The sequence below is a fragment of the Micromonospora sp. D93 genome, from assembly GCF_018070365.1.
Lineage (GTDB): Bacteria > Actinomycetota > Actinomycetes > Mycobacteriales > Micromonosporaceae > Micromonospora > Micromonospora ureilytica.
The window spans coordinates 47,537-61,003 of the sequence record NZ_JAGPXW010000022.1 but is presented as its reverse complement, the minus strand read 5'-3'; the positions used below and the strand labels follow the sequence as shown (position 1 = coordinate 61,003).

Here is a 13,467-nt window from a genome sequence, read left to right as displayed (position 1 = left end):
AGGGGCATGGCAGGCATATCGACCACCGAAACTGCAAGATCGCGGGGTCAGGGGGTGGGGAGAGGGGTCGGGACGTGGGTGGGTTGGCGGGTGCGGCGGGAGGCTCGGACGGCGTCGGCGGTGAAGACGATCAGGGCCAGCCAGACGAGGGCGAAGCCGGCCAGGCGGGCCGGCGGCATCGGCTCGTGGAAGATCAGCACACCGCAGCCGAGCTGGAGGATCGGCGCCAGGTACTGGACCATGCCGAGGCTGCTCAGGGGCAGCCGGTTGGCCGCCCCGGCGAACAGCAGCAGCGGAATCGCAGTGGCCGCGCCGGCCAGCACCAGCAGCGCGGTGTGTCCGGCCGACACGTGCCCGAAGGCCAGGTCGGACTTCGCCGTCAGCCACGCCAGGTAGCCCAGAGCCGGCAACGCCAACACCGCCGACTCGACGAAGAGCCCCTCCGCGGCCGGCAGCCCGAGCCGCTTCTTGACCAGGCCGTAGCCGGCGAAGCTGAACGCCAGCGTCAACGCCAACCAGGGCAGCCGGCCGTAGTCCACTGTGAGCACCGCGACCGCCGACGCGCCGATCCCCAGCGCCACCCACTGCGCCGGGCGGAGCCGCTCCCGCAGCACCGTCACCCCGAGCAGCACCACGACCAGCGGGTTGATGAAGTAGCCGAGCGCGGTCTCCACCACCCGGTCGGAGTTGACCCCGTAGATGTAGGTGCCCCAGTTCACAGCGATCAGCGCGGCGGCGGCGACGATGCCCGCCACCGCCCAGGGGCGGCGTAGCAGCGCCCGCAGGAAACCGACGTTGCGCAGCGCCGCCAGCAGCAGGGCCACGAAGACCACCGACCAGACGATCCGGTGGGCCAGGATCTCCAGCGGGCCGGCGGGTCGCAGCAACTTCAGGTAGAGCGGAAAGAAACCCCAGAGCAGGTACGCGCCGAGGCCGTAGAGATATCCCAGGCGGAGTGGCGTCACGCTTCCACCGTAAGGGGCGTACTGCTGCTCTGTTCCTTTCCGGTGATCGGGGTCACCGGGGGCCGCCGGTCCAGCTGCATCCACCGTGGCGGCGCGTCCAGCGGCGTGAAACCGACTCGCGCGTACACCTGGTGGGCGTCGCTGGTGCAGAGCAGGATCCGGCGTACGCCCAGCTCGTCCAGGTGGTCGCGGACCGCGCCGGCCAGCCACCCGCCCAGCCCGCGACCCCGGGCGGCCCGGTCGACGTACACGTCGCAGAGCCAGGCGAAGGTGGCGCCGTCAGTGACCACCCGGGCCACTGCGACCTGGCGGCCGTCCTCCGGCCGGTAGATGCCGAACGGCAGTGAGCCGGCGAACGACCGCTCGGTGGTCTCCCGGTCCCGTCCGAGCGCCCAGTACGCGTCGGTGGACAACCAGTGGTGCACCAGGTCCAGATCGATCCGCGCCGGATCGGTGCTGAGCAGGTGACCGTCGGAATAGGTAAGCGAGAACATGCCGCGACGCTAACCGCCGAGGTGGGCGGTCAGGCCGTCACATTCCCGGAGTCTGGTCATCGGCCCGCCGGGGCCCCGGCCAAGGTCGGAGCCCCGGACGGGCCGGGTCGGTGCTGGCTGGTCGGCGGTCAGTCCCGGTCGAGGACGGCGCCGAGGATCCAGGTCACGATGCTCACGAAGAGGGCGCCGAGCACGGCCGCCGGCCAGAAACCGTCCACCGAGAACGGCAGCCCGGCCTGGTCGGCGATCCAGCTGGTGAGCAGGAACAGCAGCCCGTTCACCACCAGGGCGATGAGGCCCAGGGTCAGCAGGTAGAAGCCACAGCCGACGGTCTTGATGATCGGCTGGAGAACCGCGTTGACCACACCGAAGATCACCGCCACCAGGAGCAGCGTGGTCACCGTCTCGGTGGCCGAGTTCGAATCCAGGGAGATGCCCGGGATGAGGAGCGTGGCCAGCCAGAAAGCCAAAGCTGTGCTGGCCAGCCGAATCAGCAGACCTTTCAGAAAACCCATGGCGGGGATCGTGCCACGGACCACGCACCGGCGTAACCCGGCAGCTGGCCATCTGGTGGATCAACGGCGCGTCGGCGGCCCGATCAGTTGTGCCTCGATCGGAGTGGGGGAGAGCAGCGCCCAGCGCAGCGCCCGACGGTTGACCACGGCCACCATGTCCTCGCGGATCCGGGTCAGCCACTCGGCCGAGCCGCCCAGCCCCAGCGCGGCTCCGGCAAGGGTGGCCTCGGCGGAGGTCAACGGCTGCAGCAACGCCAGGTCGGCGCGGCTCAACGCGTCCACATCGGCCGGGGTCAGCTCGTCTCGTACCACGAGGGTGGCCCGCCACGGCGGGCCCGGCGTCGCCTCGGCCGCCACCGGCCCGGCGTCGACGATCAGCAGCAACGGACGCAGCGCGGTGCCGATCCCGTCGGCGACCGCCCGACCGGGCGGGAGTAACGGGATCGCGCCCGGCGCGCCAACCCCCCGGACGAACGGCTCCCAGGCGCGTGGCCGGGCGGTCTGCACCACCACCAGGGCACCGAGCGCCAGCGCGCGCAGGGCCACCAGTTGGGCTGCGCGCACCCCGCCGACCAGCAGTACGCGGGTGCTCTCCGGTCGGAACAGTCGCACGGTGACGGCTCGACCGTGCCGGTTGGTGCCGACCAGCATTCCCGCGTCGCCCAGGGACAACTCCCAGTCGTCCGCCGCCGCGCTGGGCTGCGCCCCGGCCGACGGTGGACGGGGCTGCGCCCCGGGCGCCGTCAGCGCCAACGGCAGCGTGGCGGCCAGCCCGCCCAGGTGGGCGCCGTCGAGCCGTCGCAGCTTTCCGCCCAGGTCGGTCACCAGGCGGACCAGCGCCTCGGTGGCCGCCGCCAGCTCGGTCGCCGTCCCGGCGGCCAGGCGTACGGTCAGCTCGGTCGGCGCTCCGTTGGTCGTCGGCGGACCCGACGACGTCGTCATCGTCGGCGACGGGCCCGCGCACATCGACACCGTCGTGGCCGTCGCTGGCAGCGCGAGCAGGCGGGGCACCAGCCGGCGTCCGGCCGCACCCCCCGCGTCGGGCCACTGGATCAGTCGGAAGGTGGCCTGGACCAGGGTGCCGGACCGGATCGCCGACCAGGACTCCCGGACCGGTTCGCCGTCGTGGTGGGCCAGCTCGCCCAGGACCCGCAGCGCCGCGGGCACCCCGAGTGGCCGCGCTGCCAACGGCCCGAGCCGCCTGACGATCCGACGGACCGTGCCGGCGAGTACGCGGCGTAGGTCCTCCTCGGACCAACCGTTCACCCGCAGCACCCGAACCGCCACCACCGCCCGTTCGCGCCCGGCGAGACGCCCGTCGGTGAGCTGCCGGTACGACGTGCCGACAGTGCCACCGGCACTCGGCACCGGCGCCGGTGCACCGGCGAGCAGAAGTTGGACCAGCAGCGGGGGTTGGTCCGGCCCGGTCGGGGGGAGCAACGCGGCCGGGGCGGGGATCGCCTGGGACGCGTCACCCAGCAGATCACCGGGGTCGCCGAGCTCCAGGAGCACGACCATGCCCGTGGTGTCCTCCAGGACGGCCGCGGGCCCGCCGGTCAGCTCGGTCGAGCGGACGACGGTGCCCGGGGCGACCAGGTCGAGCAGTTCGGCCGCTCCGGCCGGCCCGGTCAGCGCCCGCCGGCGGGTCAGGCGCCCGATGGCGGTGCCCAGCCACTCGAAGAGCCAGCGCCCCCGAACCGGCACCCAGGCGGCCGCCACCAGCAGCACGGCCACCAGCACTGCCACCGCGACGACAGGTGCGGGTCGGCCGAGGGCGACGAGGACGAGCGCCGCCGCGACCTGCGCGGCGACCAGTTGGCCGGCTCGTACTGCGGCGCCGGCGCGACGGCCGACTGTGACCCAGCGGTCCACAGGTGATCGGCGACGGGGGATGCGCTGATCGACCGACCCCGGGTCGTGGTCGGTGGGTCGGCCCGGCCCGATCGCTCGTGCGGAGGTGCCTGCCTCGGGCCCGACCGCTGGCGGATGCGGCCCTCCGGTGGTGATCGCCGGCACCGTGCCTCCTCGACCAGTGGGGACCGGGTCGGGCGGCCGGCCGCCTCTGACGGCCCGTCACACGCCGCGACGTGGCTGCGGCACATCGTAAGCGACCGATGGCCGTCCCGGTTGTCCACAGGGGAAGCCCGAGGGGTAGCAGAACCGCTACGAGGTCGCTACCGTCAGCCACGAAGTCCTTCGCTGACCCGTGTCTCAGTGCTCGACGACCGGGCCAAGCGACGACGCGTCGCCCCAGGGCGGGCGCGTCGACGGCCAGGTTCGATCCGAGAGACGAGGTGACGTCCGGGTGTCCCAAACCAAGGCAGAAGCCGCAGTGATGCAGCAGACCGCCGCGAAGTTCGAGCAGGTGGACCAGTCGTTGCAGTCCATGCTGACCGGCCTGCTGGCCGAGCTGGAGGTGTTGCAGCAGGCCTGGCGTGGCGCTGGTGGCCGGTCGTTCGAGCAGGTCAAGCAGCAGTGGTCACAGGACCAGGCCGCGCTGCACCGCGCGCTGCGGGAAACCGCCGGTGCGATCCGCACCGCCGGTCGGCAGTACGACGTGTCCGACGACGACGTGGCCAGCCGGGTGGCCGGCACCAACCGCGGCGGCATCCAGCTGCCGCTCTGATCCCGCTGGGGAGGGAATCCGATGGACCATGGTGTGCTGGTCGTCAACTTCGCCGCGCTGCAGCAGGCCGGCGCTGACATTCAGAAGGCGTTGAAGACTCTCGACGCGCAACTCGGCCAACTCGAACGCGACGCCGCCCCGCTGGTGGAGAGCTGGACGGGCGAGGCGCGGCAGGCCTACGAGCAGAGGCAGGCCCGGTGGCGCTCGGCCTCGCAGGACCTCCAGGGGATGCTGCGTGACATCAGGTTGGCGGTGAACGACTCCGCCACCGACTACCTGGACACCGAAAAGAAGAACACCGGGCTGTTCCAGTGAGCGATGCGGGCCGGGAGCGCTGACCGTGTCCGGGGCAGCGCCCCGCCCGCGGCCGGTCCGAGGTCGGGGCCGTGCGCGGGCGGGCTCAGGCAGTTCGCGGGCGGCCTCAGGCCGGACCGGCCGGGCGCCAACGTCGACGGCTGCCCCGGGGCACCACCAGCGCGAGCAGCGCCACGGTCACCGCCGTCATGCCGGCCACCGCGCCGACCAGCAGGGCGCGGTCCCGCGCGGCGACCCGGCGGGCCTGACGGGCGAGCAGCGCCGGGTCGGGCCGACCGTCGGCGAGCGCGGCGACCGGCCGCGCACCGGCCACACGGCCGCCGCTGGTCTCGGTGACCGCCCGGTAGGGGTTCAACACCCCGGCGCCGTACCCGCCGCCGTGGCCCGCGCCCGGAGCGGGGTCGGCGGTGGCGACGATCCGCTCCGCCACCTGCGCGGCGGTCAGCTCCGGCCGGTACTCCCGCAGCAACGCGGCGGTGGCGGCCACGAAGGGCGCCGCGTAACTGGTGCCTTCGACCCGATGATGGCCCGTACCGGGCGCGGCGGTCAGCACCTCACTACCCGGTGCTACCACATCGACGTACGGGCCGGTCTGCGAGAAGGTCGCCCGCCCGCCGTCCGCCCCGATCGCGCCCACGCCGAGCACCCCGTCATAACCGGCGGGGAACGGCCGGGGGTTCCCGCTGTCGTGCAGGTTGCCGGCGGCGGCCACCAGCACCACGTCCCGGTCGACCGCGTACCGCACGGCCGCACGGACCTCCGGGTCGTCCGCGTACAGCACCACGGACAGGTTCACCACGTCGGCGTCATGGTCGACGGCCCACCGGATGGCAGTGGCGAACTCGCCGGCGCTGACCGTGCGCCCCGACTCCCGCCCCTGCACCACCTGCTGCTCACTCACCCGCACCGGCAGGATTCGGGCACCCGGCGCCAGGCCACGGAAGGCGACGTCGGGGCGGGGTGCCGCCGCGATGATGCTCGCCACACCGGTGCCGTGCCCGGCGCAGTCCCGGCCGCCGTCCCCGCCGGGGTCGAGCAGGTCGGCGCCGGCCAGCACCCGGCCAGCCAGCTGCGGGTGCACCCGGTCCACGCCGGAGTCGACCACCGCGACTGTCACCCCGGCGCCGGTGGCCAGCGGCGCGAGCCGCACCGGGTCGTACCGCTGCTGTGGCCAGGGCCTGGCCGCGACCGGCCGCACGGGGGCGAGCGGGGTCGCGCAGGCCGGTGCCACCCGGAGCCCGGCGGTGGCGGCAACTGCCGGAAGGGCCGGTACGGTCAACAGGCTGGCAGCCAGGCCAGCGAGGACCGGGCGCGCAATCGATCGGGACATCGGCACCCTCCGTATCGTGTCGGCTCCGGAACGGGATGTTATCGCCTCCTCCGCGCCCTGGCAGGCCGCCGCCGGCCAGCCATTGTGATCTTGGTACCACCTTGTAGGTTGTACGCGATACCTGTGGCCTGTTCTCGGAAGGGGAGGTGGCCGTGACCGAATGGGAGCCGGCCACGGAGGCCGAGGTGGCGATGCGCGACGCGCTGCGCGCCAACGACCAGGAGCTCTACTTCCGGCTCCTGTCCCGCACCGATGTGCTGCTGCCGGTCTCCGCGCCGACGCAGCCCGGCCAGCCACCCGCCGGATGGGGCACCTGGACCACCGGCGGTCGCACCCACGTCCTGGCCTTCACCTCCGCCGCCGCACTGCGGGCCTGCCTCGGCGATCACGCCGGCAGCAACCGACGCATCCCCTTCGCCGATCTCGCGGCCAGCTGGCCCAACCACGAATGGTGGCTCGCCGTCAATCCGGGTCTGCCGGTCGAGGGTTACCTGCCGGCCTGGTTCGTGTCGCAGCTGTCCCGCGGCGACGTGCGACTGCCCGGCCGTGCCATGGGTGCCCGTGCTCGCCTGGAGCGGGCCGAGACGTTGGCCCGGACCCGGCCCGGCGTGCCACCCCGGGACGCCGCGCCGGCCGCGGGATCGCCGCCGGCGACGGGGGCGTTCTCGTCCGGGCTCGACAGCACCCCGCTCGCGCCCCGAAGGGGCCCCCGGGTGGGTGCCCCGTCGGCGCCGGGCCCGGCGCCCCGGCCACCCGTTCCCGCTGAGCCGACGCGCCGCCCCGAGGAGGACCTGCCCGCTGCCGGCCAGCGGCACCCGAGCGAGCCGCCGCGGCCCGCGTCGGGCACCGGAGCCCTGCCCCGCAGCGCGCGGCCGTCCCGCTTCACCCCGTTGGCGTCCGCCGCCCCCACCACCGATCAGGCCGGGCCGAGCGTGGGCTGGCCGGCGGCGACCCGGCCGAGCGACGTCGACGGCCCCGCCGCGGGTAACGGCAACGGCGGTCCCCAGGGGGCGCCTCGGCGCTCCTTCTTCGACCCCAGCCCGGCCCGCGACCCAGCCCGCGACCCAGCCCGCGATCCAGCCCGCGACCCGGCCCGCGATCCAGCCCGCGACCCAGCCCGCGACCCGGCCCGCGACCCGGCCCGCGACCCGGCCCAGAGCGGGGGGCGTTCGGGTGACCGGGCTGCCCCGCCGACCCGGTTCGGGCGGGGCAGCCAGCCCTTTCCTCGCCGCCGGCCAGCCGACGCGCCGGGCGACGAGACGGCGACGCGGGCCTTTCCGATGGCAGCGGACCCGGCAGCCACCCAGCCGATCCGTCGGCCGGAGGGCGGCCTCGGCGCGTCCCGGGGGGCGGGCGCGCCGCCGTCCGGCGAGGAGATCACCCAGCCGCTGCCCCCGCGCCGGCACAACCCGCTGGCCGAGGAGCCCACCCGCGCGTTCCGGGTGACCGCTGAGCCCCCACGGGCCGGTGCGCCCGGACGGCCTGATCCGTCGGCGGAGGAGACGCAGGCGATCCCCCAGGGCCGGCCGGGCCGGTTCAGGCCGACGGAGGATCTGCCGGCGTCCGTCGCGGAACCGGTCTCCGGGCCACCCGCGCCCCGCCGCGGCTTCACGCCCATCGTCATCGAGGGCACCATCATCGAGTCCCGCGACCTCACGGACACGGTCGAGAGCAGCGCGCCGGTCGAGGCGCCCCGCCGGCCCAGCCCCGCCGAGGCCGCCCCGCCGCGGTTCGGCTCGGCGCCCTCCGGCTCGGGCCTGTTCGGCGCGTCGTCCCCTGGCACCAGCCCCGCCGAGGCAGCCCCGCCGCGGTTCGGCTCGGCGCCCTCCGACCCGGGCCTGTTCGGTCCGTCGTCCCCCAGCCCAAGCCCTTCTGCTCCCGCATCGTTCAGCCCCGGTCAGCCCGCCCCGAGCCCGTCCATTCCGCATCCCACAGGTCCGACCGAGGCCGGCCATGCAGGTGTGGGCGGCATGCGGACCGACGCGCCGTTCAGCGCCGATCGCGCCGACAGCGGTGATTCGTCGGCCGGCCTGACCGGCACGGACCGGGCCGGCAGCGAGGGCATGTTCGCGGGCGACGATCCGCAGTTGCCGGTCGACGAGCCGCCGCCTGTCGAGTTCGAGCCGGCCAACACGGTCGAGGAGGACCTGCTCAGCGCGGCCGGCTCCGGCAGCACCGACACGTTCCTGTCCACCCTGCTGCTGGCCCGGGTGCTGCTGCCGGCGGCACCGGACTCGGCACGCGGAAGCCGCCCGGGGGATCCGGGCTTCGTCTGGCGTACCGGGCAGCTCGACGGCGAGACGTACGTGGTGGTCTACACCTCGGCGGAGCGCCTCGCCGACCATGTCGAGGGGGACGTCGACACGGTCCGGGTGAAGTTCGCCCAGCTGATTCGGCGCTGGCCCGACGAGGACTGGTCGTTCGCCGTCAACCCGGGCACCCCGGTCGGTGCCAAGTTGCCCGGCGAGCAGATCGTCGCGTTGGCCAACTGGGCCGCCGAGGTGGGGCTCGGGGACGACCTGGAAGTGGACCAGGTGGAAGCGCCGGCCGAGGCCGAGCCCGCCGCCCGCCCGCGGTACGCCCCAGCGGCGGTCGACCCGACCCGACCGACGGTCATGCAGAAGGCGATCGCGCCGAGCCAGCTCGCGTACTACCTGGATCGTGGGTACGACCGGGTGTCCGGGTTCGTGCACCGGGCCGGTGAGCTGTCCCACCTGACCACACCGGCTCAGCTGCACGGCGCGCTCGGCCTCAGCTACCCCGGTTCGCCGTTCGCCCCGGACGCCGAGGAAATTTACGTGCTGCGTTGGCCTGCGCACCGGCCGAGCCTCTACCGCATCCCGTACGGCGGTCAGAACGAGCCGGCGATGCGGGCCATGGAGGGCTGGGTCATCGAACGCCCGCCGTTCCGGGGCAACGGCTTCGCCCCGGGTGAGAGCAGCGACGTGGTGGCGGAATTCAAGGTGGACAGCGCCCGCCTGCCGCACGGCGCCCAACTCTGGCGGATCGGCGCGGACGGCACCGAGCGGGTGGTCGCGGAGTTGGACACCGACTCGGTCACCTGGCGACGGGTCGGGGAGGCGTGATGCGCGACGGTTACGTGGCCCGCTGGCAGGGCCGGGAATACCAGGCCAGCCCCGACGGCGACGACATCCGCCTCTACCAGCCCGAGCCGGGCGAGGGCTTCGAGGAGGTCCGCGCGGGCCGCCACGTCCGGGTGCTGCCGGCGAGCGAGATCGAGGATCTGGCGTACGTGCGGACCACCTGCACCTGGCAGGGGCAGCCGTTCATCGTGCTCGGCGAGCACGACGCCTGGCTGCGGGTGGAATACACGGGCGGTCGCTGGCCGGTGGCCGAGGCGATGCGGCTGGAGGTCTTCGACTTCGGCGTCTACCAGGGTTGGGCGCCGGCGGCCGAGGTCACCGACCTGCGGGAGCAGCGGGTCTGACCGGTCAGGTCTTCGCCCACCGCAGGATTTCGCCGAGCACCAGCTCCGGCGCCTCCAGGTGCGGGAAGTGCCCCACCCCGTCGAGCAGTCGCCATTCGTACGGGGCGACGACGTACCGGCCGGAACCCAGAGCGGTCCGGGGCAGGGAGGCGGTGTCCAGGGCGCCGTGCAGTTGCAGGGTCGGGGTGGACAGCGGCTTCTGCATGAGGCGGACGAACCGGTAGCCGTGCAGCCGCAGCAGTGAGCGGAACGCCCAGCGGTAACCCTCAAGTGCGCAGAACGCGGCCTGCGGGATGCACATCGCCTCCCGGCACCGCTCGGCGTACGCCTCGAAGTCCGACCCGGCCACCCACTGTGGGCCGCCCCAGCGGCGCATGATCTCGCCGACGGCGGCCGCGCCATCGCGGGTCAGCACGTGTTCGTAGCGGGGAAGCTGGAACTTCAACGCCGGGGTGGAGGCGGTGAACTGCCCGCGCGGGTCGGCGAAGATGGCGGCGCGCAGCCGCAGCGGGTGCGGTGCCCCCAGCACCACGAGCCGGCGGACCAGGGACGGGTGGAACGAGGCCACCGTCCAGGCCACCATGCCACCGAGGCCACTGCCGACGATCGTCGCGGAGCGTTCACCGAGCGAGCGGATCAGCCCGGCGATGTCGGCGGCGAGGGTGTAGCCGTCGTACCCCCGGGGTGGTTTGTCGCTGGCGCCGTAGCCGCGCAGGTCGACGGCGACCGCCCGGAAGCCGGCGTCGGCGACCGCCGGCAGCATCTGGTGCCAGGCCCACCAGTGCTCGGGGAAGCCGTGCAGGAAGAGCACCATCGGCCCGGTGCCGGCCTCGACCACGTGGAACCGGCTGCCGTTGGCGCCGACGAAACGGTGCGTCCACGGCCCCTCGGTGAGGACACAGGACTCGTCGACGGCTCCGGCGCGCTGGTCGGTCATGGCAGACAGCCTAGGACCCGGTCGTCGCAGACGACCCTGGTGGTCGCGTTGAACAGGGGAAAGCCCCGGGTTGCCCCGGACCGGGACCGGGGGAGCCGGGTGGGCAAAGGGCAACGCCCGGGCAGGTGACCTGCCCGGGCGTCGCTTGTGGTGCGGGATCAGCGGTCAGCTGACCCGGATCTTCATCGAGGTGCCGTCCTGCTCCAGAACCTTGATCTTGACACCGGCTGCGGGGAGCTTGACGCCGTGGTTCGGCAGCTCCTCGTAGAAGTACTTCTTGGTGTCGTCGAACAGCGGCTCAGCGGCCTGGCCACGGATGTACTGCGGCTGGCTGTTGAGGTGCAGGGTGAACGAGTCCGCCTTGTTCAGGCTGAACGGTGCGTCGTACATCTGGACGCGGGCCCGCCACGGCGCCCCGGTGAGGTTGTAGACCGGGCGCGGGTGCGCGTCGATGTACAGGTTGCGACCCTCACCCGGGTGACCACCCGGGTTGGACGGCGACGCCGGGGCGGTGTTGTTGTCGGAGAAGCGGGTGTTCCAGTACGAGACGAGCAGGCCCTCCTGGTACGCGTAGTGGTCCACCCAGTCCGGGCGGGTGTTCGCGTAGCCGAAGAAGTACGGGCCGGTCTTCAGGTACTTGTCGTACGAGACGTACGACCGGTTGCCAGCGATGTAGTAGTTGTCGAACAGTCGGGTGTAGGTCGCCCCGACCACCTGGAACTTGTCGAAGGTCCAACCCGCGGCGGTCTCGGCGCCGTCGCTGAACACGGTCTGACCGTCGGCGGTCACGGTGATGGCGTCACCGAAGAAGCCGCCCTCGGAAACCCCACCGTCGGTGACGTAGTGCAGGCGGACCTGCGCCACCTTGCCGGCGAGCGAGGTCAGCGGGATGTTGATGTCCGCCCAGGCACCGTTACTGGTGCCGTCGAGGGCCGGGCGGTCGGCGCCGTCGACGCCGATCGGCTGGCCGTTGACGGTGCCGTCCAGGTCGGTCCAGGTCTGACCACCGTCGGTCGACCCCTCGAAGTAGAGGTAGTCGTAGTTCTCCTCGATGCTGTACTTGCCCTTGAGCGACAACGCCGCCGTGGACTTGCCGGTGAGGTCGAACGTCCTCGTCATCTTGCTGTCGAGGTCGTCCTCGTTACCGGAGAAGTACTGCTTGGCGCCCTCGAACGGCGCGCCGTAGTTGAACGTGTACTCCCGCTGCGGGAGCACGACCACGGCGGCCTGAGCCTTGTCCGAGTTGTACTCCTGCGGGCCGAGCTCCAGCGAGCGCTTCTGCCCCGCCACGATCACCTCGTAGTCGAGCCAACCGAGCTGAAGCTTGTTCCACGCCCCGAGGTCGCCGCCCCGGTCGCCGATGCCGGCGTCGTTCTTGGCGCCGAGCCGGCTCTGGGCCATCAGGGTCCAGTGCTCGTTGCTGTTGTCCGCCGGGCCGTAGTCGTCCGGCAGGCCCAGGTCGTGGCCGTACTCGTGGTAGAACACGCTGCGGCCGCCGTTTTCCGGCTGGATCGTGTAGTCGCGGATCCAGACGCCGGTGTTGCCGATCTGGGTGCCGCCGATCGGGAAGTTCGGCGGGCCGACGGGCGAGCTGTTGAACGCCGACCAACGGTGGCTCCAGATGGCGTCCTCACCCTGCTGCGGGTCACCGTCGGCCTGGTCGCCGCCGGAGTGGACGATCTGGAAGTGGTCGATGTAGCCGTCCGACTCGTTGAAGTCGCCGTCACCGTCGTAGTCGAAGCGGTCCCACTGGTCGAAGGACTTCATCTCGGTGGCGATCTGGGCGTCCGTCTTGCCCTTGGCCTTCTGGTCGGCGACCCACTGGTTGGCGGCGTCGCGGATCAGGTTCCAGGTGTTCGAGCAGACGGTGTCGCCGCAGACGGCGGGGTCGCCGGTCGGGTCGTCGTCGGCCTTCGGGTCGTCGGAGCGACCGTAGCGGGCCTCGTTGTACCGGACCTTGACCCAGTCGGTCACCTCACCGTCGACGGTGTAGCGACCCGAGGACTGGGCCTCGTAGTACTGCTTGAGCGACTCGTCGCCCGGGTTGGTGCCGAAGTAGATCTGGCGGAAGTGCTCCGGGCTGAAGTCCGGCTGCCAGATGGTGGAGTTGTCCACGGCCCGGTTGGGCTCGGGGATCTTGTTGTGCAGCGGCCCCTGGAACGTCGCCGGTCCGGCGACGTCCGGGTTCATGTCCTTGTCCGGGTAGGACGGGTGCCGCTCGTCGCCGAACTCGGCCAGGATCACGAAGATCTTGTCCGTCCGTTCACGCTTGAGCTCGACGTACTGATCCTTGGTCTTCTTGGCGCCAGCAGTGGTCCGGGCGTTGGCGCCCGTTCCGGTCGCCTTGCCGACCTCGCCGACCTTGACAACAGTGCTTCCGTTGCGCTCGATCGGCTTGCTGCGACCGCTCAGCACATCGCTGAGCCCCTGCTCACGCAGCGCGCGGCGCTTCTCCTCGAGCTTGTCGGGGAGTTCATCCTTCAGCGCCTGTGGTTCGGCAGCGGCCGGTGCTGCTGCCGGCAGTTTGGGCTGAGGCGCCGCCGAGGCGGACGGGCCGAAAGCCAGGCCTGTCGCCGTCAGTGAGAGCCCGAGCAGACCCACTGCGACTTTGCGCACGTGGTACCTCCGGTGTGAGGGAACCGGCCCAACGGGGGTACAGGCCGGTGGGAGATCGATCCCACTAGTGGGACCATTGGTGAACATAGTTACTGGCGGGACGGGTGGGAAGACGCTCGCGTCGATTTGTTGCAAGATTTTGTTGGGAATGCTTTTCACCGTCACACCCCGCCGGTTCATCAGCCATGCTGACCAGGCGTGGACCGGACGCGAACGTATAC

General features: G+C 72.4%; 11 protein-coding genes. 4 read left to right on the top strand and 7 right to left on the bottom strand.

The annotated features are described in order from the left end of the window. Positions 1–47 precede the first annotated feature (47 nt). The 4 genes from rarD to eccE form a co-directional block, all read right to left on the bottom strand. Positions 48–965, bottom strand: a complete 918-nt coding sequence (gene rarD, locus KBX71_RS22760; protein WP_210819957.1) for an EamA family transporter RarD — start codon at positions 963–965, stop codon at positions 48–50. Beyond that, a complete protein-coding gene (locus tag KBX71_RS22755; RefSeq protein WP_210819956.1) occupies positions 962–1,459 on the bottom strand; it encodes a GNAT family N-acetyltransferase in 498 nt (165 codons plus the stop codon). Before KBX71_RS22755 ends, rarD begins: the two co-directional genes overlap by 4 nt. Before the next feature lie 128 nt (positions 1,460–1,587). Continuing rightward, on the bottom strand, positions 1,588–1,974 hold the full coding sequence (locus tag KBX71_RS22750) for a phage holin family protein (RefSeq protein WP_091395522.1): 387 nt from the start codon (positions 1,972–1,974) through the stop codon (positions 1,588–1,590). Between the two features lie 60 nt (positions 1,975–2,034). Next, the gene (eccE, locus tag KBX71_RS22745; protein ID WP_374102626.1) at positions 2,035–3,990 is read right to left on the bottom strand and encodes a type VII secretion protein EccE; all 1,956 of its coding nucleotides are present in this window, start codon (positions 3,988–3,990) and stop codon (positions 2,035–2,037) included. A 289-nt stretch (positions 3,991–4,279) separates the two neighbouring features. Between eccE and KBX71_RS22740 the strand changes: the two genes are divergently transcribed. Beyond that, the gene (locus KBX71_RS22740; protein WP_124815470.1) at positions 4,280–4,600 is read left to right on the top strand and encodes a WXG100 family type VII secretion target; all 321 of its coding nucleotides are present in this window, start codon (positions 4,280–4,282) and stop codon (positions 4,598–4,600) included. Between the two features lie 21 nt (positions 4,601–4,621). Then, entirely contained in the window at positions 4,622–4,915 is a 294-nt protein-coding gene (locus tag KBX71_RS22735) for a WXG100 family type VII secretion target (RefSeq protein ID WP_124815472.1), read from the top strand. Between the two features lie 106 nt (positions 4,916–5,021). Here KBX71_RS22735 and mycP read toward each other — a convergent pair whose 3' ends face one another. Continuing rightward, entirely contained in the window at positions 5,022–6,245 is a 1,224-nt protein-coding gene (gene mycP, locus KBX71_RS22730) for a type VII secretion-associated serine protease mycosin (RefSeq protein WP_210819955.1), read from the bottom strand. 152 nt (positions 6,246–6,397) lie between these two features. Between mycP and KBX71_RS22725 the strand changes: the two genes are divergently transcribed. Both KBX71_RS22725 and KBX71_RS22720 read left to right on the top strand, forming a co-directional pair. Then, the gene (locus KBX71_RS22725) at positions 6,398–9,331 is read left to right on the top strand and encodes an SseB family protein (RefSeq protein ID WP_210819954.1); all 2,934 of its coding nucleotides are present in this window, start codon (positions 6,398–6,400) and stop codon (positions 9,329–9,331) included. After that, on the top strand, positions 9,328–9,693 hold the full coding sequence (locus tag KBX71_RS22720) for a hypothetical protein (RefSeq protein ID WP_124822515.1): 366 nt from the start codon (positions 9,328–9,330) through the stop codon (positions 9,691–9,693). The genes KBX71_RS22725 and KBX71_RS22720 overlap by 4 nt, the downstream gene beginning before the upstream one ends. A 4-nt stretch (positions 9,694–9,697) precedes the next feature. On the opposite strand, the gene KBX71_RS22715 is transcribed toward KBX71_RS22720, so the two are convergent. Together KBX71_RS22715 and KBX71_RS22710 are read right to left on the bottom strand one after the other, a co-directional pair. After that, on the bottom strand, positions 9,698–10,630 hold the full coding sequence (locus KBX71_RS22715; protein ID WP_210819953.1) for an alpha/beta fold hydrolase: 933 nt from the start codon (positions 10,628–10,630) through the stop codon (positions 9,698–9,700). Positions 10,631–10,795: 165 nt separating this feature from the next. Next, positions 10,796–13,231 carry an immune inhibitor A domain-containing protein gene (locus KBX71_RS22710; RefSeq protein ID WP_210819998.1) on the bottom strand — a complete coding sequence of 812 codons (2,436 nt, stop codon included), beginning with the start codon at positions 13,229–13,231 and terminating at the stop codon, positions 10,796–10,798. Between the last annotated feature and the right edge of the window lie 236 nt (positions 13,232–13,467).